General features: G+C 64.5%; 18 protein-coding genes and 1 riboswitch. Of the genes, 15 read left to right on the plus strand and 3 right to left on the minus strand.

What is annotated here, in order from left to right; translation table 11 throughout:
* Positions 1-91 precede the first annotated feature (91 nt).
* From AB7Z56_RS20955 to AB7Z56_RS20990, 8 genes are all read left to right on the plus strand, one after another.
* A complete protein-coding gene (locus tag AB7Z56_RS20955; protein ID WP_354123722.1) occupies positions 92-2,209 on the plus strand; it encodes a TonB-dependent receptor plug domain-containing protein in 2,118 nt (705 codons plus the stop codon).
* Positions 2,210-2,242: 33 nt separating this feature from the next.
* The gene (locus AB7Z56_RS20960) at positions 2,243-3,253 is read left to right on the plus strand and encodes a DUF6925 family protein (protein WP_354123723.1); all 1,011 of its coding nucleotides are present in this window, start codon (positions 2,243-2,245) and stop codon (positions 3,251-3,253) included.
* A gap of 61 nt (positions 3,254-3,314) precedes the next feature.
* Positions 3,315-3,893, plus strand: coding sequence for a hypothetical protein (locus tag AB7Z56_RS20965; RefSeq protein ID WP_063983095.1), 579 nt, complete (start codon positions 3,315-3,317; stop codon positions 3,891-3,893).
* Between the two features lie 113 nt (positions 3,894-4,006).
* Positions 4,007-4,224: riboswitch (cobalamin riboswitch) on the plus strand.
* A gap of 122 nt (positions 4,225-4,346) precedes the next feature.
* Positions 4,347-7,250, plus strand: a complete 2,904-nt coding sequence (locus AB7Z56_RS20970) for a ribonucleoside-diphosphate reductase subunit alpha (protein ID WP_354123724.1) — start codon at positions 4,347-4,349, stop codon at positions 7,248-7,250.
* 10 nt (positions 7,251-7,260) lie between these two features.
* Positions 7,261-8,415 carry a ribonucleotide-diphosphate reductase subunit beta gene (locus AB7Z56_RS20975; RefSeq protein ID WP_063986348.1) on the plus strand — a complete coding sequence of 385 codons (1,155 nt, stop codon included), beginning with the start codon at positions 7,261-7,263 and terminating at the stop codon, positions 8,413-8,415.
* A 75-nt stretch (positions 8,416-8,490) separates the two neighbouring features.
* A complete protein-coding gene (locus tag AB7Z56_RS20980; RefSeq protein ID WP_071913592.1) occupies positions 8,491-8,949 on the plus strand; it encodes a GNAT family N-acetyltransferase in 459 nt (152 codons plus the stop codon).
* Positions 8,950-9,361: 412 nt separating this feature from the next.
* Positions 9,362-11,086 (plus strand): dihydroxy-acid dehydratase, encoded by a 1,725-nt coding sequence (ilvD, locus tag AB7Z56_RS20985; protein WP_247305303.1) that lies wholly within the window; start codon positions 9,362-9,364, stop codon positions 11,084-11,086.
* Complete coding sequence (locus AB7Z56_RS20990) at positions 11,073-11,903, plus strand: tetratricopeptide repeat protein (RefSeq protein ID WP_071913596.1); 831 nt, start codon at positions 11,073-11,075, stop codon at positions 11,901-11,903. Before ilvD ends, AB7Z56_RS20990 begins: the two co-directional genes overlap by 14 nt.
* A gap of 65 nt (positions 11,904-11,968) precedes the next feature.
* On the opposite strand, the gene xth is transcribed toward AB7Z56_RS20990, so the two are convergent.
* A complete protein-coding gene (gene xth / locus AB7Z56_RS20995; protein WP_014495040.1) occupies positions 11,969-12,766 on the minus strand; it encodes an exodeoxyribonuclease III in 798 nt (265 codons plus the stop codon).
* 133 nt (positions 12,767-12,899) lie between these two features.
* Between xth and AB7Z56_RS21000 the strand changes: the two genes are divergently transcribed.
* Positions 12,900-15,230, plus strand: a complete 2,331-nt coding sequence (locus AB7Z56_RS21000; RefSeq protein ID WP_354123725.1) for a hybrid sensor histidine kinase/response regulator — start codon at positions 12,900-12,902, stop codon at positions 15,228-15,230.
* A 71-nt stretch (positions 15,231-15,301) separates the two neighbouring features.
* On the opposite strand, the gene AB7Z56_RS21005 is transcribed toward AB7Z56_RS21000, so the two are convergent.
* The gene (locus AB7Z56_RS21005; protein ID WP_354123726.1) at positions 15,302-16,204 is read right to left on the minus strand and encodes a hypothetical protein; all 903 of its coding nucleotides are present in this window, start codon (positions 16,202-16,204) and stop codon (positions 15,302-15,304) included.
* A 249-nt stretch (positions 16,205-16,453) separates the two neighbouring features.
* Between AB7Z56_RS21005 and AB7Z56_RS21010 the strand changes: the two genes are divergently transcribed.
* Positions 16,454-16,975 carry a methyltransferase family protein gene (locus tag AB7Z56_RS21010; RefSeq protein WP_354233622.1) on the plus strand — a complete coding sequence of 174 codons (522 nt, stop codon included), beginning with the start codon at positions 16,454-16,456 and terminating at the stop codon, positions 16,973-16,975.
* Between the two features lie 277 nt (positions 16,976-17,252).
* On the opposite strand, the gene erpA is transcribed toward AB7Z56_RS21010, so the two are convergent.
* Positions 17,253-17,582, minus strand: coding sequence for an iron-sulfur cluster insertion protein ErpA (erpA, locus tag AB7Z56_RS21015; protein WP_014495044.1), 330 nt, complete (start codon positions 17,580-17,582; stop codon positions 17,253-17,255).
* A 123-nt stretch (positions 17,583-17,705) separates the two neighbouring features.
* Here erpA and AB7Z56_RS21020 point away from each other — a divergent pair, with 123 nt between their 5' ends.
* The 5 genes from AB7Z56_RS21020 to AB7Z56_RS21040 all read left to right on the plus strand — a co-directional run bounded on the left by AB7Z56_RS21020 (position 17,706) and on the right by AB7Z56_RS21040 (position 24,368).
* On the plus strand, positions 17,706-18,914 hold the full coding sequence (locus AB7Z56_RS21020; protein ID WP_094184451.1) for a deoxyguanosinetriphosphate triphosphohydrolase: 1,209 nt from the start codon (positions 17,706-17,708) through the stop codon (positions 18,912-18,914).
* A 9-nt stretch (positions 18,915-18,923) separates the two neighbouring features.
* Positions 18,924-20,714 (plus strand): arginine--tRNA ligase, encoded by a 1,791-nt coding sequence (argS, locus tag AB7Z56_RS21025; protein ID WP_354123727.1) that lies wholly within the window; start codon positions 18,924-18,926, stop codon positions 20,712-20,714.
* Between the two features lie 141 nt (positions 20,715-20,855).
* Positions 20,856-22,457 (plus strand): SPOR domain-containing protein, encoded by a 1,602-nt coding sequence (locus tag AB7Z56_RS21030; RefSeq protein ID WP_441256829.1) that lies wholly within the window; start codon positions 20,856-20,858, stop codon positions 22,455-22,457.
* A gap of 46 nt (positions 22,458-22,503) precedes the next feature.
* Positions 22,504-23,532 carry a beta-N-acetylhexosaminidase gene (nagZ, locus tag AB7Z56_RS21035; protein WP_354131574.1) on the plus strand — a complete coding sequence of 343 codons (1,029 nt, stop codon included), beginning with the start codon at positions 22,504-22,506 and terminating at the stop codon, positions 23,530-23,532.
* Positions 23,529-24,368, plus strand: a complete 840-nt coding sequence (locus AB7Z56_RS21040; RefSeq protein ID WP_063983110.1) for a segregation and condensation protein A — start codon at positions 23,529-23,531, stop codon at positions 24,366-24,368. Before nagZ ends, AB7Z56_RS21040 begins: the two co-directional genes overlap by 4 nt.
* Positions 24,369-24,384 lie beyond the last annotated feature (16 nt).

A 24,384-nucleotide genomic window follows, 5' to 3' on the forward strand; every position in this document is an offset into this window, starting at 1 on the left:
CAGACATTAGCTTCACCGGAGCAATCGAACGCTCCGCCGTGAAACCTCGTTCGCTGTGACGTGCCACTGACGTCATACCGAGGTTACAAGAGTGTCCCGTATTGTCTTTGCCGCCAGGCGCTTCCGCGCCGGCGTTGTCGCGTTCGTTTCCCTGTATTCGCTCGATCTGTCCATTGCCCAGGCCCAGCAGTCGGCATCGCCCGATCTGCTGCCGCCGGTCGAGGTCGCGCCGACCGAGCGTGCGGCCAAGCCGCGAGCCGCGCGGCCTGCGCCCGACCAGCCCGAGCAGCGGCGCGTCGCTCGGCTGCCGAAGCCCGAGCTGGTGCCGGCGTCGCCCCCGGTTGCCGGGGTATCCGCGGCCAACCTGTTTCCGACGGTCGTCGTCAGTCCGACGGGCGTTGTCACTCCGACCAATCTGGTTGCGAGCTCGGTGACGGTTCTGACCGCCAGAGACATGGAGCGCGATCAGCGCCGGACCGCATCCGATGCGCTGAGCGCGGTTCCTGGCCTGAACCTCGTGCAGACCGGCGGTCCGGGTGGACAGACGTCGATCTTCATGCGCGGAACGAATTCCAACCACACCAAGGTCCTGATCGACGGCATCGATGTCAGCGATCCCAGCAACCCGAACCGTTCGTTTGATTTCGGCCAGTTGCTCACCTCCGACATTCAGCAGATCGAAGTCCTGCGCGGTCCGCAGGGCGGTCTCTACGGCGCAGACGCGCTGGGTGGCGTGATCTCCATCGTGACGAAGAAGGGCGACGGTCCCGCCCGCGCCACCGGCTCGGTCGAGGGAGGCTCGTTCGGAACGTTCAATCAAACTGCAGGTCTGAGCGGTTCACAGGACCACTTCAACTATGCCTTCAACGTCGCGCATTTCCACGCGAACGACGTGCCGGTGACGCCGGTCGAATTGCTGCCGCCGGGGCAGAAGGCGATCGGCAACTATTACGACAACATGACCTATTCGACGAAGCTTGGCGTCGAATTGAGCGAAAACCTGACGCTCAATAGCGTGGCGCGGTACACCGACGCCACCCTGCGCTTTACCGGAGACACCTTCGATCCCGTCACATCCGCGAGCTTTCCCGCGGCCGCGCAAAGCACGCAGACGGTGCACCAGCTCTTCACGCGCGGGGAGGCGGTCTGGTCCGCTCTCGACGACCGGATGAAAAGCTATTTCGGCGTCAACTACACCAATCACTGGAACTACAACATCTCGCCCGGCGACGCGATGGCCACGATCACGACCGGCGACCGCGTCAAGTATGATTGGCACACCACGACCCAGCTCGCGCCCAACAACAATGTCATCATTGGCGCGGAGCATGAGACCGAAACACTGCAAACGGCGACGGTTTCGGCGCAAAACGTCAACAAGGCCGGATATATGGAGCTGCAGTCCCAGTTCCGGGATCGCATCTTCTTCACGGCCAATGTCCGGCAGGACGACAACGAGCGGTTTGGAGAGCATCCGACCTTTCGTCTGGCGTCTGCCGTGATCGTGCCGGTCACGGATACGAAGTTCAAGGGAAGCTACGGCACGGGGTTCAAGGCGCCGACGCTCAACCAGCTTTACGTCAGCTTTCCCGCGTTCTTCTTCTTTGCAAATCCCAACCTCAGGCCCGAGGAAAGCGTCGGATACGACGCCGGCTTCGAGCAACCCTTGTTTGGCGATCGTGTCCGCTTCGGGTCGACCTACTTCCGTAACAACATTACCGACCTGATCCAGAGCACGTTCGATCCCGTGACGTTCACGAGCACCAGCACCAATATCGGCAAGGCGATCACGGAGGGCACGGAGAGCTTCGTCGCGGCTGCGATCACCGACCGGCTTCGCGTTCGTGCCGACTACACTTTTACCCGCGCAGTGGATGCAACGGCGGGACTGGAGCTGCTGAGGCGTCCGAAGGAGAAGTGGAGCGCAAATGTCATCTGGAATCCGATCGACCCGCTCACATTGTCCGCAACCGTGTTGCACGTCGGGAGTTTCGTCGATGGCAACCGCGACTTCAGCATTCCGCGTCTGCTGGCTCCGGCCTACACCGTCGTCAATGTGGCGGCCGAATATCTGGTCACCGACCAGGTGAAGGTGTTTGGCCGGGTCGATAATCTCGCCAATGTGCACTATCAAAATCCGACCGGCTTTCTGCAGCCGGGACTGGGCGTCTATGGCGGCATTCGGCTGGCGAATTACGACGTCAGATAGCGAGAGAGAGAGAGAGAGAGAGAGAGAAGCCTCATGACGACGGCCGATCCGCTCATGGACCTGATCGCAAGCCAGCTTGCCGACGCTGAGGCCGGCTGGAGCGTCGGCACGTTCGGTGCCATTGCCGAGTTCACACGCGAGCCCGGTGAGGCCCTCGATATGGAGCAGTCTCGCAACGGGATCAGCGCCGTGACGCAGAAGGGTGGGATACGCGTTGTCTCCCACCCGGATCTGCGCCTGATCGCATCGGAATCGCCGACCACGGAGAGCTGGAGCCACCGCATCGCGCTGTGTCTTCCGCATGAAGCCAGCGCCATGAGTGGTCGTACCGTGCTGACCGAGCTCGGTCCGGATGTCGAGGCGCTCCTGACGAGGGATCGCAGCGGCATCCTGTTCGACCTTGGTCTCGGAACGTTGCAGATCGACGCCTGCATCCGCGTCAGCGATGCCGATGCCGTCGCCGCGCTCAGGAGCCGCACGGGCCAATCCGTGTTCGCGCCCGAAAGCGACGCCATGCGGATCATTCTGGCCGCCAATCCGCACCGCGTCTTCATCAGCCGCATCGGGCGCGCCGAGGTATTCCAGCCGATCCCGCCGCCGGGTGGGCGAAGCCCTGACGGCCCGCACACCCACGTCCTGCCAAAGCTGCTCGCGCATCGCCGCACCCATGCCGCCACCGAGCCGCTGCCTGAGGGGTGGATCCCCTGCGCGCATCTCTATCCGGCCCATCCGCTCCGCGATCAGCTCGGCCGCAAGCGCGCTTTTCGGCCGGATCATCACGCAGCCTTCCAGGCGCTGCTCGAGCTCTATGGGCTGCCGGAGCTAACGGTGTGCAAGAGGGCCGTGGTCGACGCGGTCGCGAAGGGGCGGGGACCTGAGATGGCGACGCTTCCGCCCGATCGCACAGCGCGCGCCACCGTTCGCGTGGCCTTGCGCCAATTGGCGGCCAAGGAGCCGCACACGGCGGCACTCGCCGCCTGGCTTGCCGCCTACGACCGGCGCGATCCAGCCGAGACTGAAGATCCCATGGAGGCTCTTCACTGAGTCAGACGTGATGCCGCGTTTCAGCAAAAATGTGCTACAAATCCCGCAAGGAGATCGTTCCATGACTGTCACCATCCTGCCGCCCCACGCCGACCGTTTCCGCCTTCATCCGGTCGCGTCGCGCCTCGCGCCGATGTTCTGCTTTGCACTGCTGACGGTGTCATGCGCGCTCGCGAGCTTCGCGCTTGCCTGCGCGACGCCGTTTGCGGCGTTCGCCGTCGTCGCCGCCGCGATGCTGCCGATGCGTCCGGCGCTGCTCGTCGTCACCGGCGCCTGGCTCGTGAACCAGACCATCGGCTTTGGCGTGCTGCACTATCCCATCGATGGCAGCACCATCGCCTGGGGCTTTGTCATCGGTGCTGCCGCGTTGCTGTCGACGGCAGCGGCATCGACCGTTCTCCGCCTGCTGCCGCAGGGCCGCACGCCGCTGATGCTGGCCATCGCGCTCGTCGCCGCCTACGCCGCCTATGAGCTCGCGCTGCTTGCCGCGACGCCGTTCCTTGGCGGAGAGGGCGCGTTCACTGCGGCCATCGTGACGCGCATCGGGCTGACCAGCGCCGTCTGGCTCGCCGGCCTCGTCGCCGCCTGCGAGATCGTCCGCCTGGTCGATCCGTTCGGGCGCGCGATGCGGAACGCGTAATGCTGGATGTGCGTCATCCCAAGGGTTGCGCGAGCCAGGCGGGAACTCCCGCATTCCACAGGGAACACCGCTTCCGGCCCGCAACGAATCGTTGACACCCGGCTGCATATGTCACCACATGTGGGCGTCACGGTTCCGCTGGATCGCAAGATTTAGTGGCTAAGAGGGAAGCCGGTGAACCGCGCGAGAGCGCGGAATTCCGGCGCTGCCCCCGCAACTGTCAGCAGCGAGCTGCTTCCGAACAATCGTCACTGGTGCCTTTCGCGCCGGGAAGACGGGAAGTGGGCGACGACCTGCGAGCCAGGAGACCTGCCGCGACGATCTGAACGTCCACGGGCGGGGTGTCCGGCGGTCGCTTGCACGCACCGCCCGGCAACTCTGCCGCCGGCGTTTCTGCAGCGTCCTTCCTTACAGCCCCGTTCAAACACAACGCGCGCATCACGGGGCCCTTTGATGTCACTCAACCTGCACGACGCGGACACCGCTTCCGCACCCATCGTTCATTTGCGTCCACAATCGCTTGCGCCTGCTTCGAGCGAGCCGGCCATGCAGATCATCCGTCGCAACGGCAAGGTCTCGCCGTTCGATTCCGCGAAGATCGCGGTCGCCATGACCAAGGCGTTTCTTGCGGTCGAAGGCACCAGTGCGGTCGCCTCGCGCCGCGTCCATGAGAGCGTGGAGCAGCTGACGGCCGAAGTCGTCGCTGCGTTGATGCGGCGGGCAGGCGAGGGACGCACCTTCCATATCGAGGATGTGCAGGACCAGGTCGAGCTCGCCTTGATGCGGAGCGAGCACCACAAGGTCGCACGCGCCTATGTGCTGTACCGCGAGGAGCGGTCGCGCCAGCGCGCCGAGGAGGCGGCCGCGGAAGCGACGCCCGCTGTCGCGCCGGCACTTCATGTCACGCTCGCCGACGGTTCGCGCGTTGGTCTCGACACCAAGCGGCTTGCGCTGATTATCGGCGAAGCCTGCGCCGGTCTCGACGGCGTCTCCGCGGCACCCGTGCTCACCGAGACCACCCGCAATCTCTACGACGGCATCAGCCAGGACGAACTGGCGCTGGCCTCGATCATGGCCGCACGCACGCTGGTCGAGCAGGAGCCGAATTATGCTTATGTCAGTGCGCGCCTGCTGCTGGACAAGCTCCGCGGCGAGGTGCTGTCCTATGTCCATGCCGGGCCGACCTTCGCCTCGCAGGCCGATATGGCTGTGCGCTATGCCGAATATTACCCGGCCTACGTGAAGACCGGCATCGCTGCCGAACTGCTCGATCCTGAACTGGCCCGCTTCGACCTCGGCCGGATCGCGGCTGCACTCAAGCCCGAGCGCGACCTGAACTTCCAGTTCCTCGGCCTCCAGACGCTGTACGACCGCTACTTCCTGCACGTCCGCGGCAAGCGGATCGAACTGCCGCAAGCTTTCTTCATGCGCGTCGCGATGGGTCTTGCGGTGCGCGAGATCGACCGAGAGGCCAAGGCGATCGAGTTCTACGATCTGCTGTCATCGTTCGACTTCATGGCCTCGACGCCGACGCTGTTCAATTCGGGTACGCTGCGTCCGCAATTGTCGTCCTGTTTTCTCACAACAGTCTCGGACGACCTCGACGGCATCTTCAAGTCGATCAAGGACAACGCACTGCTGGCAAAATATTCCGGCGGTCTCGGCAACGACTGGACGCCGGTTCGCGGCCTCGGCGCCCACATCAAGGGCACCAACGGCGAGAGCCAGGGCATTATTCCATTCCTGAAGGTCGCCAACGATACCGCGATTGCCGTCAACCAGGGCGGCAAGCGCAAGGGCGCCGTCTGCGCCTATCTGGAAACCTGGCACGTCGACATCGAGGAGTTCCTTGACCTGCGCAAGAACACCGGCGACGACCGCCGCCGCACCCACGACATGAACACCGCCAATTGGGTGCCGGACCTGTTCATGCAGCGCGTCGATATCGACGGCGAATGGACGCTGTTTTCGCCGGACGAGACGCCCGATTTGCACGGTCTCTACGGCGAGGCGTTCAAGACGGCTTACGAGGCCTATGAGACCAAGGCGAAAGCCGGCGGCATGCGCGTCTTCAAGACCGTGCGCGCGAGCGACCTCTGGCGTCGCATGTTGACGATGCTGTTCGAGACCGGTCATCCCTGGATCACCTTCAAGGACCCCTGCAATCTGCGTTCGCCGCAACGCCACGCGGGCGTGATCCATTCCTCGAACCTCTGCACCGAGATCACGCTGAACACCTCGGGCGACGAGGTCGCGGTCTGCAATCTCGGCTCCGTCAACATGCTCAACCATGTCGGGCCTGATGGTGTCGACCAGGCCAAGCTGAAGCGGACGGTGACGACAGCAGTACGGATGCTCGACAACGTCATCGACATCAATTTCTACACGATCCCCGAAGCGCGTCGCTCCAACATGCGTCATCGACCCGTCGGTCTCGGCCTGATGGGATTTCAGGAAGCGCTTCAGATCCAGCGCATTCCGACCGCGTCCGACGCGGCCGTGACGTTCGCCGACACCAGCATGGAGGCAATCTCGTTCCACGCGATCGAAGCGTCGTCCGATCTTGCCGCGGAGCGCGGACGCTATCCGAGCTTCGAGGGCTCGCTGTGGTCGAAGGGCGTCTTGCCGCTCGACTCCATCCAGCTTCTCGCCGACGCGCGCGGTGGTCTCGACGTTGATCGCTCCGCAACACTCGACTGGGATCGCCTCCGCAAGAAGGTCACGTCCAGCGGCATGCGCAACTCGAACGTCATGGCGATCGCGCCAACGGCGACGATCTCCAACATCTGCGGCGTCTCGCAGTCGATCGAGCCGAACTATCAGAACCTGTTCGTGAAATCGAACATGTCCGGCGACTTCACGGTCGTGAACGAGTTCCTGGTGCGCGACCTCAAGGCGAGGGGGCTTTGGGACGAGGTGATGGTCTCCGACCTCAAATATTTCGACGGCAGCGTCGGCCAGATCGACCGCGTTCCTGACGATCTGAAGGCGCTCTACGCCACCGCCTTCGAGATCGACAGCGCCTGGCTGATCGAGGCGGCCGCGCGCCGGCAGAAATGGATCGACCAGTCGCAGTCGCTCAACATCTACATCGCCAATCCCTCCGGCAAGAAGCTCGATGCGCTCTACCGGCTGGCCTGGCGGCGCGGCTTGAAGACGACCTACTATTTGCGCTCGCGCAGCGCCACGCATGTCGAGAAATCGACGTTGAAGGGCACCGATGGAAAGCTCAATGCGGTGTCCGCGTCTGTGGCGGTGTCGCACGCGCCGATCATGATACCGACCTCTGCGGTGCCGGACCTCGACGGCATCAAGGCCTGCCGGATCGACGATCCCGAATGCGAAGCGTGCCAGTGAGGAGATGACGATGCTCGACTGGTCCGATACCGAAACCACAGCGGCCGCTCCTGCCGTCTCAAGTCTCGCCACCGCACTGCGTCCGCAGACCCAGCTCAAGCTCGAGCCGGCCGACCCGACCGGCTTAGGCGCGATCGATCGCGCCGGCGGCCGCGTCTCGGTCGACGAGAAGCGGATGATCAACTGCCGCGCCGACGTCAACCAGCTGCTTCCGCTGAAGTACAAATGGGCCTGGGAGAAGTATCTCTCAGGCTGCAACAATCACTGGATGCCGACCGAAGTCTCGATGCAGGCCGACATCGCGCTATGGAAGTCGCGGGACGGGCTGACCGAGGACGAGCGGCGCGCGATCAAGCGCAATCTCGGCTTCTTCGCAGCCTCTGAATCGCTCGTCGCCAACAACATCGTGCTGGCGATCTACCGACACCTCACCAATCCGGAGTGCCGGCAGTACCTCCTTCGGCAGGCCTTCGAGGAGGCGGTGCACACCCACACCTTCCAGTATATCGTGGAAAGCCTCGGCCTCGACGAAGGCGAGCTGTTCAACATGTACCGCGAGGTGCCGTCGATCACGGACAAGGCGGCCTGGGCGCTCAAGCACACGCAGCACCTGGACGATCCGTCGTTCCAGACGGGGACGCCGGATAGCGACCGCGCCTTCCTGCGCGATCTCGTCGCCTTCTATGTCGTGTTCGAGGGGATGTGGTTCTACACCGGCTTCGCGCAGATCCTGTCGCTCGGCCGCCGCAACAAGATGGTCGGCATCGCCGAGCAGTATCAATACATCCTGCGCGACGAGAGCATCCATCTCAACTTCGGCATCGACGTGATCAACCAGATCAAGATCGAGAACCCGCATCTGTGGACGGCGGCGTTCCAGGACGAGATTCGCGGCATGATCCGCGACGCAGCCGAGCTGGAGGCCGCCTACGGACGCGATACGATGCCGCGCGGCTTCCTTGGGCTGAATGCCGCGCTCTGCGAGCAGTACATGCACTTCATCGCCAACCGCCGCTGTGCGCAGATCGGGCTCGCTCCGGTGTTCGCCGAGGTCGAGAACCCATTCCCGTGGATGTCCGAGGCAATGGACCTGAAGAAGGAGAAGAACTTCTTCGAGACCCGCGTCATCGAATACCAGAATGGTGGTGCGCTGACTTGGGAATAGCACCGATCATGGCTATGCCGCGGGCGTGTCACCTGTGCTTAAACGGTGGCACGCGTGCGACAGCAGGGGGATGAGGTGGAGATCCGACGAGACGATCCGACGGCGCCCTATGTCGCCGACTTGTTGGCACATCATCTCGAGGAGCTGCGCAGCGTCATGGCCGAGCGCGCCTTCGCTCTCGATGCCACCGGCCTTTCGGCTGCCACCGTGACCTTCTGGACGGCTTGGCAGGACGATGTCCTGCTCGGGTTCGGTGCGCTGAAGGAGCTGGATCATACGCATGGCGAGGTGAAGTCGATGCGTGCCGCTCCCGCTGCACGGGGCACCGGGGTAGGGCGCGCACTGCTGAGTCATATCATCGCCGAAGCCCGCAGGCGGGGCTACGTGCACCTCAGCCTGGAGACCGGCACGGCAGCCCTGCACGCGCCCGCCATCTCGCTCTACCGCAGCGCCGGTTTTGTCTCCTGCGCGCCGTTCGCCGACTATGAGGCAAGCCCGCACAACCAGTTCATGCGGCTCGACCTGACGGATTGAGCTGGGCGCTTGGCGCTCATCAGTCCCGCCTCAGGATGACGGTGTTGGTACTGCGGGCCGCCGCGACTCAGGTGAGGCACGCTCCGTTCCCGAGACCCGCGTTTTGGTGTTCCGTAGCAGAGTTGAAATCTAAAGTTGTGGATTGTCATATTCACGAGGGTATCGCGGTAAGCCAACCCGTGTCTTCCCGGTAACGATTGTGCTGTCTCTGCAACACTCATCTTGGATTAAACCCTTATCTCCGTCCGTTCGCATCAGCGCCGCTTTTTAGCCACACCCGAACATGAATAAAATCGCTCTAAAGTTTGAAGGGCATCGGCGGTCTTCGAAGGACGGAAAATCCCAAGGTCGATTCAAATCTTGGCTCTGATTTTTCGGGTCTGAAAGGGTTGGCCGGGGAAACTGGTTTGCGATGGACGCAAAGACCGACATCAAGCAGAGGCTGCCGAGCCGTCACGTGACGGAAGGCCCGACGCGCGCGCCGCACCGGTCCTACTTCTACGCCATGGGTCTGACCACCGAGCAGATCCACCAGCCCTTCGTCGGCGTCGCCTCCTGCTGGAACGAGGCCGCCCCCTGTAACATCTCCCTGATGCGCCAGGCGCAGGCGGTAAAGAAGGGCGTCGCGTCGGCCGGCGGCACCCCCCGTGAATTCTGCACCATCACCGTCACCGACGGCATCGCCATGGGCCATGACGGCATGCGCTCGTCGCTGCCGTCGCGCGAGTGCATCGCCGATTCCGTCGAGCTGACCGTGCGCGGCCACGCCTATGATGCGCTCGTGGGCCTTGCCGGTTGCGACAAGTCGCTGCCGGGCATGATGATGGCGATGGTCCGTCTCAACGTGCCCTCGATCTTCATCTACGGCGGCTCGATCCTGCCCGGCAATTTCCGCGGCCAGCAGGTCACCGTCCAGGACATGTTCGAGGCGGTCGGCAAGCACTCGGTCGGCGCCATGTCGGACGAGGACCTCGACGAGATCGAGCGCGTGGCGTGCCCCTCGGCGGGCGCCTGCGGCGCACAGTTCACCGCCAACACCATGGCGACTGTCTCCGAGGCGATTGGCCTGGCGCTGCCGTACTCGGCCGGCGCCCCGGCACCGTATGAAATCCGCGACGCTTTCTGCATGACCGCGGGCGAGAAGGTCATGGACCTGATCGCCTCCAACCTCCGGCCGCGCGACATCGTGACACGGAAGGCGCTTGAGAACGCCGCCGCTGTGGTCGCGGCGTCCGGTGGCTCGACCAATGCTGCACTGCACCTGCCGGCAATCGCGCATGAGTGCGGCATTAAGTTCGACCTGTTCGACGTCGCCGAAATCTTCAAAAAGACACCATATGTCGCGGATTTGAAGCCGGGTGGCCGTTATGTCGCCAAAGACATGTTTGAAGTAGGTGGCATACCGCTTCTGATGAAGACGCTGCTCGACAACGGATTTCTCCACGGTGACTGCATTACGGTCACCGGTCGAACGATCGCCGAAAACCTCAAAAGCGTTAAGTGGAATCCGCACCAGGATGTGGTGCACCCGGCAGACAAGCCGATCACCGTCACCGGTGGTGTGGTCGGTCTGAAGGGCAATTTGGCGCCAGAAGGTGCGATCGTGAAAGTCGCGGGAATGTCTAACCTAAGGTTCACCGGTCCGGCGCGATGCTTCGACCGGGAAGAGGACGCCTTTGAGGCCGTCCAGAACCGCACCTACCGCGAAGGCGAGGTCATCGTGATCCGCTACGAGGGCCCCAAGGGCGGTCCCGGCATGCGGGAAATGCTTCAGACCACCGCAGCGCTGACCGGCCAGGGCATGGGCGGCAAGATCGCGCTCATCACCGACGGCCGCTTCTCCGGCGCCACCCGCGGCTTCTGCATCGGCCATGTCGGGCCGGAAGCCGCCATCGGCGGCCCGATCGGGCTGCTCGAGGATGGCGACATCATCGAGATCGACGCCGTCGTAGGTACCCTTAACGTAAAATTGAGCGACCAAGAGCTCGCCCAGCGCAAGACCAAATGGAGCGCTCGCGCGACTAACCACACGTCGGGTGCGCTCTGGAAGTATGCTCAGCAGGTTGGACCAGCGGTCGGTGGGGCAGTAACCCATCCGGGCGGCGCGCACGAGAAACAGTGCTATGCGGACATCTAGGCGTGCCATAGTTGCGTTTGTGTTGGGGGTCGGTGCGCTGGCCGCGCCGGCGCTCGCCTTTGACGGCTCGGCCAGCAAGGATGCGGCCCTCCCGGTCGTGACCACCTTGCCGGGCGCCGCGGGTGCCGTGCGCAGCAAGGTGGCGGCACCGGCGACCACGCCCCAGGAAACCTCGCTCAGCGCCCTGCAATATGCCGCCGAAGGCGGTCATCCCGGCGCTCAGTTCAAGCTCGGCCGCATGTATGCCGATGGCGACGGCGTCGCCCAGGACGATGTGCGCGCCTTCGAATATTTCAGCCGCATCGCCAATGCGCATGCCGAGGACAGCCCGTCGGCGCCGCAGGCGCAGGTCGTGGCCAACGCCTTCGTCGCGCTCGGCCGCTACTATCTGAGCGGTATCCCGAACTCGAAGATCAAGTCGGATCCGGACCGGGCGCGGGAGATGTTCTCCTATGCGGCCTCCTATTTCGGCAATGCGGATGCGCAGTACGATCTCGCCCGGCTGTATCTGAAGACCCCGGACGCCTCGCGCGAGGATTTCCGCTATGGCGCGCGCTGGCTCGGCCTTGCCGCCCAGAAGGGCCAGCACGAGGCGCAGGCGCTGCTCGGCCAGATGCTGTTCAATGGCGACCGCCTGCCGCGGCAGGCCGCGCGTGGCCTGATGTGGCTGACGCTGGCGCGTGACAGCGCCGGTATCGAGGAAACCTGGATCAAGGAAAGCTACAATCGCGCTTTCGCCAAGGCCTCGGACGACGACCGCGCCATGTGCCTGCAAATGCTGGAACAGTGGGTGCAGGGCGTTCAGGGCCGCCGGTAGTAGGTACCCCCGCCGGGTAGGTTAGCCCGCGGCTGCGCGAAGCGCAGTCCGCCGGCGCCATCTGCTCAAGCCGCCTCCAGATCCAGATCCGCCCATACCGGCACGTGGTCCGACGGCTTCTCCCAGGCCCGCACATAGCTGTCGATGCCGACATTGGCGAGCCGGTCGCTGGCCTGCGGCGACAGCAGCAGATGGTCGATCCTCAAGCCATGGTTTTTCTGCCAGGCGCCGGCCTGGTAGTCCCAGAAGGTGTAGAGCCCGGGCTCGTCGGTGACCGCGCGCAGGGCGTCGGTGAGGCCGAGGCCCAGCAGGGACTGAAAGCTCTCCCGCGTCTCGGCCTTGAACAGGGCGTCCTCGGTCCAGGCGGCGGGATTATGGACGTCGCGGGCATGCGGGATGACGTTGAAGTCGCCTGCGAGGATCAGCGGCTCCTCGGCCTTGAGGCGCTCCCTCGAATACTCAAGAAGCCGCGACATCCATTTGAGCTTGTAGGGATATTTCTCGGTCCCGACCGGGTTGCCATTGGGCAGATAGAGGCAGGCAATGCGCAGCACGCCGTGCTTGAGCGTGACCACACCCTCGAGGAAACGGGCATGGGCGTCCTCGTCGTCGCCGGCGAGGCCCGACTTGGTCTCGTCGAAGCGGAGCTTCGAAAGCAAAGCGACGCCGTTGAAGGTCTTCTGACCGTGGGTGACCACGTTGTAGCCCAGCGCCTCGATCTCCAGCCGCGGGAAGGCCTCGTCGACGCATTTGATCTCCTGCAGGCAGACGATGTCCGGCTGGCATTCCTTCAGCCAGGTCAGCAGCAGGTCGATCCGCTGCCGGACCGAGTTCACGTTCCAGGTAGCAACTCTGATGGGCATTGGTGGGGCTCCGGGCAGGGGTCATGGTTAGAACAAACTGCAAACGCGCCCGTCAAGGACGCCGCAAAATCTCCCACAAAATTAACCCGGCTTAAGCCGGGCTCGGGCCATTGATACCGAAAAGGTTTTTCGAATGGGATGGCCGGACAAATCCATGAAGCAAGCTGAGCCGCGCGACGGCCTGATCGGCGCGTTCCTGTACTGGCTCGGCGGCTTCGAGATCGAGGACGGCCTGACTGCCAATCTCAGCGAGCGCGAGCTGCGCCGCATCCGCGCCAAGCAGATCGACGCGGTGATGCGCGCGATCCCGGTGACCATGGCTGTCACCATGCTCAACGTCGCCATCGTGCTGATCCTGTTCTGGGGCAGGGGCTGGAACGATTTCCTCGCAATCTGGGGCATGACCCTCGCCGTCACCGCTTCGCTTGCCGTGCGCGCGTGGCGGCGGTCGCATCAAAACCCGCCGCAGGAAGCGTCACCGCGCGCCGCGCGGCAGATGCTGCGGCAGGCGTTCTTCCTCGCGGCGATCTGGGGCACGCTGCCGCTCGCGCTGTTCAGCCGGGTCGAGCCGACCAGTCAGCTCATCCTGGCCTGCCTGATGGTCGGCATGATGTCCGGCGGCGCCTTCACGCTGTCGACCTTCCCGCGCGCGGGCCTCGTCTATCTCGCGACCGTGACGATGGCCTGCGCCGGCGCGCTGTTCCTGTGCGGCACCGGCCCGTATCTGCTGACCGCGGTGTTCCTGCTGCTGTTTGCGTTCTTCATGGCGCGCAACATCGTCTCGCAGGGCAATCTGTTCCTCGGCAATCTCAAGGCCCGGCTCGAGCTCGAACGTCAGACCGAGATCATCTCGCTGCTGCTGAAGGACTTTCAGGAGAACGCCAGCGACTGGTTGTGGCAGACCGACGCCGAAGGGCATCTCGTCGACGTGCCCCAACGCTTCGCCGAAGTGGCGCAGCTTCCGCTTCCGCTGCTGAAGGGCTCGCATTTCGTCGACGTGCTCGACATGCTCTGTCCCGACGACAAGAGCGCAGCCTACAACGTCGTCGGCCTGATGGAGCAGAGCGAGCCGCTGCACGAGATGAACCTCAAGGTCGTCGCCGGCGGCGAGGCGCGGCTGTGGTCGCTGACCGCGAAGCCGGCCTACGACCGCGACGGCCAGTTTCTCGGCTATCGCGGCTTCGGCCGCGACGTCACCGAGCGCTGGCGCGCGGAAAAGGCGGAGGCCGAGAGCCGCGCGAAGTCCGACTTCCTCGCGGTGATGAGCCACGAGATCCGCACGCCCATGAACGGTGTGCTCGGGCTTGCCAGCATGCTGCTGGAAACCAAGCTCGATCCGGAGCAGCACGAGGCCGTCACCTCGATCCGCGAGTCCGGCGACAATCTCCAGCGCATCCTCAACGATATCCTCGACCTGTCCAAGCTCGAGGCCGGACGCTTCGCGTTCGAGGCGATCGACTTTGCGCCGCAGGCGCTGGTCGAGACGGTTGCGACCGTCGTGCGCGCAGGCGCCAAGAGCAAGGGGCTCGCCGTCAAGGTCGAGCTCGACCCGAACCTGCCGCCGACGCTGCGCGGTGATGTCGCGCGGATCCGGCAGGTGCTGCTCAACCTCGCCTCCAACGCGGTAAAGTTCACCGACGAAGGCGAGGTGACGATCAAGGCCACCTGCCAGGCGCGCCGCGATCTGCTTGCGACCGTCGAATGGACCGTGACCGACAGTGGCATCGGCATCGCGCCCGAGAAGCTCGGGGAGCTGTTCTCCGACTTCGCGCAGGCCGACGCCTCGATCAGCCGCCGCTTCGGCGGCACCGGGCTTGGGCTTGCAATCTCACGGCGCATCATCGAGCAGATGGGCGGCACCATCGGCGTCACCTCGACGCCGGGCGAGGGCTCGACCTTCCGCTTCACGCTGGTGCTGCCCTGGAGCCAGGCGCAGGTCTCCGACCAGGCGGCGGGCAGCGATGAAGCCGACGAGCTCAAGGCGCGGATCGCGGGGCTCGACCGGCCGCTGAAGGTGCTGGTGGCCGAGGACGATGCCGTCAACCGCATGGTCGTGACCAAGATGTTGGGGGCGTTCGAGGTCGAGCTGCGCGTCGTCACCGACGGCGTCCAGGCGGTCGAGGCTGCCTCGGAGAGCGATTACGATGTCGTGCTGATGGACGTGCGCATGCCGGACATGGACGGCCTTGCCGCGACGCGGGCGATCCGCGCGCAAGGCGGGCGCTTCGAAGCCTTGCCGATCGTCGCGCTGACCGCCAACGCCTTCCCCGAGGACGTCAAGATCTGCCGCGAGGCCGGCATGTCGGATTTTTTGGCAAAGCCGCTGCGTAAGCCCGCGCTCGCCGCCGCCTTGCTGCGCGCGCTCGACGGCCACATGATGTCGGAGGGCGCGCCGCTTCAGCCGGAGCTGACGCCGATCGACGTCGCGTGGACGGACGAGGAAAGGCAGATGACCGGCGTCTAGCCGGTCAGATCGAGAAGCTGGTCCCGCAGCCGCAGGACTCTACGGGCGCGTGCGCCGGCAACGCGGCGCCGTTACAGTTTTCCATAGACGCGCCCGGCGACCGCCCTCAGGCGCTCGACCGAGCCGGACTCGGGATGCGGCTTGACCGGCGCGAACAGGATCGAAGCCTGCCTGCCGTTCTTCCAGACATAGATGTTGACGGCGTTGCCGTTGCCCTTGGCGCAGGAATGCTCACCGAACGCTTCACTGCCGAGCTCGGGTATCGCCAAATGTTTGCACGGGCCCGAGCGCTTCATCATGCTGATGACCGTGTCGCGCGAGATCGCGATCACCGCGACGGTCATGGTGTTGGCCTCGCGATCGAACATCGTGCAGCTGCCGGCGCCGGTCCGCTGGACCGTCAGCGTGCCCTTGTCGAGAAAGCCGTCGGCATCCGCGGCGGTGAGCCACTCGCAATTGCCGAACCGCTCGCTGCTCTTGCTCACGTTGGCGATGGCAACGCGCGCGGCTTCGGTGATCGGCCCGAGCAGCGCGTCGTCGGCACGCCGGCCGATCGGATAGACGCTGATCTGCAGAATGTAATCGCCGGACAGGGCGACGACCGAGGCCTCCTGGCGCTCCGCGCCGGCGGCGCTCGTTCCGCCCTGGCCTTCGTCGCCGATCCCCGCGACTGCGTTGAGCGGCATGCGCTCACCAAGCGTCTTGACGAAGGTCGTGTACAATTCTCTGGCGCGGTCCTTGTCGGGATTGCGGAACACGGTCAACATCATCGTGTCGCCGCGCCCGCCCTGGTAGATGCAGCCGCGGCCGTCCTGATTTGAAATCAGTGACCATTTGAGCGCCGGCATCGCGCGGGCGAGCTCCTGGGTGCTGAGGAACGGGCAGGTTTCGGCCGCGCGCGCGGGAAGCACCGGGACGGCTGCGATTGCAAGGAATAGAGCGAGGCAACAGAACAGACGATCAATAACTCGCATTGGATAATTTACTACCGCTATTGGCGCGCCACGGCAGATGCCACGGCAGATGAAGATGGTCACTATTGCTTCGTCGTGGCGCTATGATGCAACGTTCAATTTTGCTCGACTGCTGCCCAGGGCGGGCGTGAGCCGCCGATGCTGCTATGATGAGCAACCGGATTTTGGATGGGCCACCGCCTACTTCCGCTGAACGCGCTGACCGGACATGGCTGCATTAACATTGCGACAGGACTGGAAGGAGGTGCCATGCCGAAAACGATCGCGATATTGGGCTCCGCCCTCTTCTTTGCGGTTGCGCCCACCACAGTGGCGGGGCTCGTTCCCTGGTGGATTACGCGTTGGGAGTTTCGGCCGCCCTTCTTCGATCTCGACGCGACACGCGCCGTCGGGATCCTGTTGATCGTCGCCGGTCTACCCGGGCTTGTCGACTCGTTTGCACGCTTTGCGCTGCAAGAATTGGGCACGCCGGCGCCGATCGCACCGACGCAGAACCTCGTGGTGACGGGTCTCTATCGCTATGTGCGCAATCCTATTTACGTTGCCCTTGTCGCCGTCATTCTGGGCCAAGCGGCCTTGTTCGGCGACCAGCGCCTTCTTGTGTACGGTGTGTTGGTGTGGCTCGCCTTCCACGCGTTTGTCGTGGGGTACGAGGAGCCGGCGCTCGTTCGTAGCTTCGGAACGGAGTACGAGGATTTCCGGGCCAATGTCCCGCGCTGGATTCCGCGGCTCACGCCCTGGCGAGCCGCACGACGCCGGAATCATTCGTGACGCGGGCGCCACCGCGGGAAGGGCGTAGTAGCGTGCCCTGTCGTAAAATGGCGCCGCTGACGAGATTCGAACTTTCTAGAATGATTGGACTGCGGCAGGGGCCGCTTCGGCGTCAGACTGTATCGGACCCGCCGAGCCCCGCTCTTTGGGACCGCGCGATGATCGCAACTTACCCCTGATTTGCCCGACGCGTCAAACGTTTTGCGGAAAATCCGAAATGAATCGTGCCGGCTCCCGACTACTTTGCATGGGGTTGTTTTTCAGATTTTAAGTCGGGTTAGATCGAGAAGCTGGTCCCGCACCCGCAGGACGCCGTCGCATTGGGATTGTTGACGCGGAACGAGGCGCCGATCAGATCGTCGACGAAATCGACCTGCGAGCCCGCCAGGAACGGCTGGGAGGCGGAATCGACCAGCACGACGGCATTCTCCTGCTCGATCACGAGATCGTCGTCGGTGCGGTCGCGGTCGATGTCGAATTTGTACTGGAAGCCCGAGCAGCCGCCTCCCTCGACGGAGATGCGCAGCATCGCGCCAGAACCTTCGCCCTTGAGGATCTCCCCAATCCGGCGTGCGGCGCGGTCACTGATGGTCACGTCAGTCGTCATAGCTCGTCTCCGATAGTCCCGCGGTCATACCAACTTCACTTGTCCAATTCATTTGGTATCCCGCGTCCGGCATAGTTAAGTGCAAGCATACGCAGAATCAAATGGATAGGGACTAAATTCGTCGTGTCCGTCGGAATGGCAGCCCCCCGTGCGCCCTATGCCTGCGACCCCGACCGCAGCCGCGGCCGGCTGGTCGTGGAGCCGCCGAGCCGGACCCGCAGCCCGTTCCGGCGGGATTGCGACCGGGTGATCCACTCCACCGCGTTCCGCCGCCTGAAGTACAAGACCCAGGTCTTCGTGTTCCACGAGGGCGACCACTACCGCACCCGGCTGACCCATTCGCTGGAGGTGGCGCAGATCGCTCGCGCCCTGGCCCGGCAGCTCGGGTTGGACGAGGACCTCACGGAAACGTTGGCGCTGGCTCATGATCTCGGCCATCCGCCGTTCGGGCACGCCGGCGAGCGGGCGCTGGATGCCTGCCTGAAGGATTTCGGCGGCTTCGACCACAACGCCCAGACCTTGCGGGTCGTCGCGTCGCTCGAGCACCGCTACCCGGAGTTCGACGGTCTCAACCTGACCTGGGAGTCGCTGGAGGGTATCGTCAAGCACAACGGCCCGCTGACGGATCGCAGCGGCGCGCCGGTCGGGCCCTATCGCGAGCACGGCATTCCGGTCGGCATCGCCGACTACATCAAGACCTACGATCTCGAATTGTGGAGCTTCGCCTCGCTGGAGGCGCAGGTTGCCGCGATCGCCGACGACATCGCCTATGATGCCCACGACATCGATGACGGTCTGCGCGCCGGCCTGTTCCATCTCGATGATCTCAAGGTGATGCCGCTGACCGCGGAGATCATTGCCGAGACCTCGGCGCATTATCCCGATCTCGAAGACGTCAGGCGCGGCGCCGAGCTGGTGCGCGAGCTGATCTCGCACCTGATCGGTGCGGTGTATTCGGAGGCGCAGAAGAACCTCGCCGCCGTGAAACCGCAATCGGCCCAGGACGTGCGCCGGCAGAGCCGGGCGCTGGTCACGTTCCCGGCGGCGGTTGCCGAGGAGGAGGCCGCCATCAAGCGCTTTCTCTATCAGCACATGTACCGCCACAAGCGGGTGATGCGGGTGATGGGGGAGGCGGAACAGATCCTGTTCGACCTGTTCGCAAAATACCTGACATCGCCCGGAGAGCTGCCACCGGAATGGCTGCTGGGGGCGGAGGCGGACAATGAGGGCGACCGGGCCCGCCGGATCGGCAATTTCATTGCCGGAATGACCGACCGTTTCGCCCTGACCGAGCACCAGCGGCTCTTTGACTCGACCCCGGATTTGCGTTAGGCGGCGGCCATGCCCGACACATCCTCAGCACTGCACCTGTTCGCCGACGTGCTCGCACGCGTGCACGCCGCCTGCCGCGCGCTCGCAGCGGACGCCAACTGGCCCGAGGGTATCGATTTCTCGCGCGTGGTGGTCGAGCCGCCGCGCGACGCCTCCCATGGCGACATGGCGACCAACGCCGCCATGGTGCTTGCGAAAGAGGCAAAGGCAAAGCCCCGCGACCTCGCCGAGCGGATCGCCGAGCGGCTCCGTGCCGACGCGCTGATTGCCAAGGTCGACGTCGCCGGCCCCGGCTTCATCAATTTGACGCTGAAGCCGACCGCCTGGGCCGAGGCGCTGCGGACGGTGCTGCGCGAGGGGGCTGACTACGGCCGCGTCCGCGGTGGCTCCAAAGTCAATGTCGAATACGTCTCGGCGAACCCGACCGGACCGATGCATGTTGGCCATTGCCGCGGCGCCGTGTTTGGCGACGCGCTCGCAAGCCTGCTCCAGTTCGGCGGCCACGACGTCACCCGCGAATACTACATCAACGATGCCGGCGCCCAGGTCGACGTGCTCGCGCGTTCTGCCTTCCTGCGGTACCGCGAGGCACTTGGCGAAAACATCGGCGCGATCCCGGAAGGGCTGTATCCCGGCGACTATCTGAAGCCGGTGGGCGCGGCGCTGGCGAAGGAGCACGGCGACAAGCTGCTCGCGATGAGCGAGGCCGAGTGGCTGCCGACGGTGCGCGCCAAGGCAATCGCGATGATGATGGACGAGATCAAGGACGATCTCGCCGCCCTCAACATCCGCCACGACGTGTTCTTCTCCGAGCGCTCGCTGATCGAGACCGGCAACAACAAGGTTGCCGAGACCATCGATTTCCTGAAGGCCAAGGGCGACATCTACGAGGGCCGCCTGCCGCCGCCGAAGGGCGCGCCGGTCGAGGACTGGGAAGACCGCGAGCAGCTCCTGTTCAAGGCGACCGCTTACGGCGACGATGTCGATCGTCCGCTGATCAAGTCGGACAATTCCTACACCTACTTCGCCTCGGATATCGCCTACCACAAGAACAAGTTCGATCGCGGCTTCGCCGAGATGATCGACGTCTGGGGCGCCGACCATGGCGGCTACATCAAGCGGATGCAGGCGGCGGTGAAGGCGACGACATCAGGCAAGGGCGCGCTCGACGTCAAGATCGTCCAGCTCGTGAAGTTGCTGCGCAACGGCGAGCCGGTGAAAATGTCGAAGCGGAGCGGGGATTTCGTCACCTTGCGTGAGGTGGTGGATGAAGTCGGTCAGGATGCCGTCCGCTTCATGATGCTCTACCGCAAGAACGACGCGGTGCTCGACTTCGACCTTGCCAAGGTCATGGAACAGTCGCGCGACAACCCGGTATTTTACGTCCAGTACGGCCACGCCCGCGGCCACTCGATCTTCCGCAACGCCCGGGCCGAGGTGTTCCCGGAACTGCCTGAGGATACCGGCAAGCGCATCGCGTGGCTCGGCGAGTCGGCGGTGGAACGGCTATCGGACCCGGTCGAGCTCGAGCTGCTCAAGCGCCTCGCAATTTTTCCGCGCATGCTGGAGGCCGCCGCCGCGGCCCATGAGCCGCACCGAATTGCCTTCTATCTCTATGACTTAGCGAGCGAATTTCACGCACTTTGGACGAAGGGGCGCGATTTGCCCTATTTACGCTTCATTATCAATAATGATGCAGATCTTACAAAGGCGCGACTGGCCATGGTCCAGGGCGTCGTCTCTGTCTTGGCATCGGGCCTCGCCATCCTCGGCGTCCATGCTCCGGACGAGATGCGGTAGTTTGGGGCGAACTACTTAAGGGGAATTTTGGGGGTAACCGGCAGAAGCCGGACCGCTTAGACTTGGTTGAATGCCTTGTGGGTCGAAAGCCGCGCCTTGGTCGAGGGGCGCGCGGCTTTCCCGAAGGGACGCATCATCACGATGGCCGAACGATATCAGGACAGAACGTTTCCTTCCGATGGCTATGGTCGCGGTGGCGATCAGCATGGGAAGGCGGAAAACGATCCCTTGGCCGAACTCGCCCGCCTGATCGGACAGACCGATCCATTCGCAGCGCAGGGACGGCCGAGCGCGCAGCCGCCGGCACCGCCAACGCAGAGCTATCAGGACCACGATTATCCGCAGGACGACTATCGGCAGGATTATGCCGAGCAGGCGCCGCCGGCTCCGCCCGGGCCGCCCTCATGGATGCGGCGCGCCAACGTGCAGCCGCAGCCCGCGCCCGAGCAGCCCGACTATCCCGCTTCTGTGAACCCGGTTCATCCATTGCACCGCTATTCAGCCCAGCCGACCGCGCCCGAGCCTGATTTCCATCAGCCGCAGGCCTACCAGGACCAAGCTTACCAGGATCAGGCCTATCAAGCGCAGGCCTATCAGGATCAGGCCCATCAAGGCCGTGCTCACCAGCAGCATGATCAGGCTTACCAGGAGCAAGCCTATCAGGAGCCGCATCAGCCGCCCGATCCGGCGCGCTACGACGACGCGCTCTATGGACGGCTGGAGGGCGGCGAGCAGGATTATCAGCGCGATCCCGCCTATCCGGATGATCCTTACGCGTTCCAGAGCGACTATCCCGAGGCCGATCTCGACGAGCCGAAGAAGCCGCGCGGCGGCATGATAACGGTCGCGGCGATCCTCGCGCTTGCCGTGGTCGGCACTGGCGCGGCCTTCGCCTACAAGACCTATGTCGGTTCGCCTCGCAGCGGCGAGCCGCCGATCATCAAGGCCGACAACACGCCGACCAAGATCGTGCCGGCGCCGACCGACTCCTCGGCCAAGGTGCCGGATCGCATGGCGAGCGGCGACGGCTCCGAGAAGATCGTGCCGCGCGAAGAGGCGCCTGTCGACGTCGCGGCCAAGGCGGGCGGCCCGCGCGTGGTGTTCCCGCCGCTGAACCAGAACGCGAACCCGCCGTCGGTGGCGAGCGTCGCGCCGTCCACGATCCCGCCGCCAAGCGCGGGTCCGATCCCGAGCAACGGCACGCTGCCGGCCAATACGCCGCGCTCGATCAGGACTGTGGCCGTGAGAGGCGATCAGACCGATAGCACCGCGCCGCAATCCGGTTCCGCCAAGCCGGCGGCAGCCGCGCCGAAGCCCGTTGCCGCGCCCGCCGCACCGCCAGCGCCGCGCAATCCGCCGACTTCGGCCAATGCCAGTGCCAACCAGCCGCTCTCGCTTGCGCCGCAATCGACGCCGGTTGCGGAGGTGCCGCAGCGGATGGCTGCGACCAACCCGACGCAAATCACGCCCGCCAGCAATGGTGGCGGCGGCTACGTCGTGCAGGTCTCCTCGCAGCAGAGCGAGGACAGCGCGGCCGCGTCCTACCGGGTGCTTCAGAGCAAATATGGCAGCGTGCTCGGATCGCGCTCGCCGGTGATCAAGCGGGTCGATCTGACCGACAAGGGCAAGGGGGTCGTCTATCGCGCTTTCGCCGGACCCTATGGTTCGGCCGAGGAAGCGACGCAGGCTTGCAACAGCCTGAAGTCCGCTGGCCTGTCCGCCTGCTTCGTCCAGAGGAATTAACGGCCGTTTCCTTGACCCCCTCGCGGGGCAGGGTTAATCGGCCGTTATGAGCACGCGGGCCTTCATTACCGGTGTATCCGGAACGGAACTAACCGCCGTCGAGCGGGAGTTTATCCGTGCCGAACGCCCATGGGGCTTCATCCTCTTCAAGCGCAATGTCGAGGCGCCGGCTCAAGTTGCTGCGCTGGTTGAGGAATTGCGGGCGGCTGCGGGCGCAGCTGACGCGCCTGTCCTGATCGACCAAGAGGGTGGCCGGGTGCAGCGGCTGGGCCCGCCGCACTGGCCGGTCTATCCGCCGGGCGCGATTTTCTCGACCTTGTACGACGCTGATTCGGTACTTGGATTGACGGCTGCGCGCCTCAGCGCCCGGCTGATTGCGTCGGATCTCGCCGATCTCGGCATTACCGTGGATTGCCTGCCGCTGGCTGACGTGCCGGTGCCGGGTGCCGATGCCGTCATTGGGAACAGGGCCTACGGCACTGAGCCCGGCAAGGTCGCCGCGATCGCGCGCGCGGTCACCGAGGGCCTGGAGCAGGGCGGCGTGCTGCCGGTTCTGAAGCACATTCCCGGACATGGACGCGCCACCGCCGACACCCATTTCAAACTGCCGACGGTCGATGCTCCGAGGGACGAACTCGACCGGACCGACTTTGCGGCATTCAAGCCGCTGGCCGACCTGCCGATGGCCATGACTGCACATGTTGTGTTTAGCGCGGTCGACCCCGCCCATCCGGCGACGACTTCTGCGACAATGATCACTCAGGTGATTCGCGGCGTGATCGGGTTCCAGGGTTTGTTAATGAGTGATGACGTGTCGATGAACGCGCTGTCGGGGAATATCGCCGAACGGACCCGCGCCATCTTCGCGGCCGGCTGCGACATGGCCCTGCATTGCAACGGCAACATCGAGGAGATGCGCGAGGTCGCCGGCCAGACACCTGAGCTGTCCGGCACGGCGCTGGCGCGCGCAAAGGCCGCACTTGCGTCGCGCAAGGCACCGCAGCCGTTCGAGCGGGTGGCCGCACGCGCCGAACTGGACGCATTGATCGCACGGGCAAACACGGCATCCGCATGACCGCAGAAATCCTATCGTTTGAAACCGGGCGGCCTGCAGAGCTCGCCGAGGGTGAGCCGGCGTTGGTTGTGGACGTCGAGGGCTATGAGGGCCCGCTCGACCTGTTGCTCGCGCTGGCGCGGCAGCAGAAGGTCGATCTCGCCAAGATCTCGATCCTGGCGCTGGCCGACCAGTACCTCCACTTCATCGAAGCCGCGCGAAAGATCCGGCTGGAGCTTGCTGCCGATTATCTCGTGATGGCTGCCTGGCTTGCCTTCCTGAAGTCGCGCCTGCTGCTGCCGGAGCCGCCGAGTGCGGAAGGCCCGAGCGCAGAAGAGATGGCGACCGCGCTCGCCAACCGCCTGCGCCGGCTGGAAGCCATTCGCGAGGCCGCCAACCGGCTGATGAACAGGCAGCAATTGCTGCGCGACATCTTCCCGCGCGGCGAGCCCGAGCAGATCGCGGAGATCAAGCACCCGAAATACACCGCGACGCTGTACGACCTGCTCACCGCCTATGCCGCGCAGCGCCAGTCGCGCGTGCTGGCGAGCGTGCATCTGGCCAAGCGCACGGTGTGGTCGCTCGCTGAGGCGCGCGCCACGCTGGAGCGGCTTGTCGGCAGCATCAGCGAACAGGACGACTGGGGCGTTCTCGACGACTTTCTGCTCCGGCACGTTGCCGATCCGACGCAGCGCGCGACGGTGCTCGCCTCGAGCTTTGCAGCTGCGCTCGAACTGGTGCGTGAAGGTCAGCTCGAATTGAACCAGAAAGAGGCGTTCGCGCCCATCTATTTCCGGAAGGGGCGCCCGAAACCGGTCGTGGACGCAGCTCCTGCGCCTGATGCGCCGGTCGGTTAAGTGCAAGAAGGAGAAG

Source organism: Bradyrhizobium sp. 482_C4_N1_8, assembly GCF_052075965.1.
GTDB classification, from domain to species: domain Bacteria; phylum Pseudomonadota; class Alphaproteobacteria; order Rhizobiales; family Xanthobacteraceae; genus Bradyrhizobium; species Bradyrhizobium barranii.

Coding starts and splice junctions, on each gene's coding strand:
- AB7Z56_RS20960 (WP_354123723.1), top strand. CDS start 2,243: ATGACGACGGCCGATCCGCTCATGGACCTGATCGCAAGCCAGCTTGCC.
- AB7Z56_RS20965 (WP_063983095.1), top strand. CDS start 3,315: ATGACTGTCACCATCCTGCCGCCCCACGCCGACCGTTTCCGCCTTCAT.
- AB7Z56_RS20970 (WP_354123724.1), top strand. CDS start 4,347: ATGTCACTCAACCTGCACGACGCGGACACCGCTTCCGCACCCATCGTT.
- AB7Z56_RS20975 (WP_063986348.1), top strand. CDS start 7,261: ATGCTCGACTGGTCCGATACCGAAACCACAGCGGCCGCTCCTGCCGTC.
- ilvD (WP_247305303.1), top strand. CDS start 9,362: ATGGACGCAAAGACCGACATCAAGCAGAGGCTGCCGAGCCGTCACGTG.
- AB7Z56_RS20990 (WP_071913596.1), top strand. CDS start 11,073: ATGCGGACATCTAGGCGTGCCATAGTTGCGTTTGTGTTGGGGGTCGGT.
- xth (WP_014495040.1), bottom strand. CDS start 12,766: ATGCCCATCAGAGTTGCTACCTGGAACGTGAACTCGGTCCGGCAGCGG.
- AB7Z56_RS21000 (WP_354123725.1), top strand. CDS start 12,900: ATGGGATGGCCGGACAAATCCATGAAGCAAGCTGAGCCGCGCGACGGC.
- AB7Z56_RS21005 (WP_354123726.1), bottom strand. CDS start 16,204: ATGCGAGTTATTGATCGTCTGTTCTGTTGCCTCGCTCTATTCCTTGCA.
- AB7Z56_RS21010 (WP_354233622.1), top strand. CDS start 16,454: ATGCCGAAAACGATCGCGATATTGGGCTCCGCCCTCTTCTTTGCGGTT.
- erpA (WP_014495044.1), bottom strand. CDS start 17,582: ATGACGACTGACGTGACCATCAGTGACCGCGCCGCACGCCGGATTGGG.
- argS (WP_354123727.1), top strand. CDS start 18,924: ATGCCCGACACATCCTCAGCACTGCACCTGTTCGCCGACGTGCTCGCA.
- AB7Z56_RS21030 (WP_441256829.1), top strand. CDS start 20,856: ATGGCCGAACGATATCAGGACAGAACGTTTCCTTCCGATGGCTATGGT.
- nagZ (WP_354131574.1), top strand. CDS start 22,504: ATGAGCACGCGGGCCTTCATTACCGGTGTATCCGGAACGGAACTAACC.
- AB7Z56_RS21040 (WP_063983110.1), top strand. CDS start 23,529: ATGACCGCAGAAATCCTATCGTTTGAAACCGGGCGGCCTGCAGAGCTC.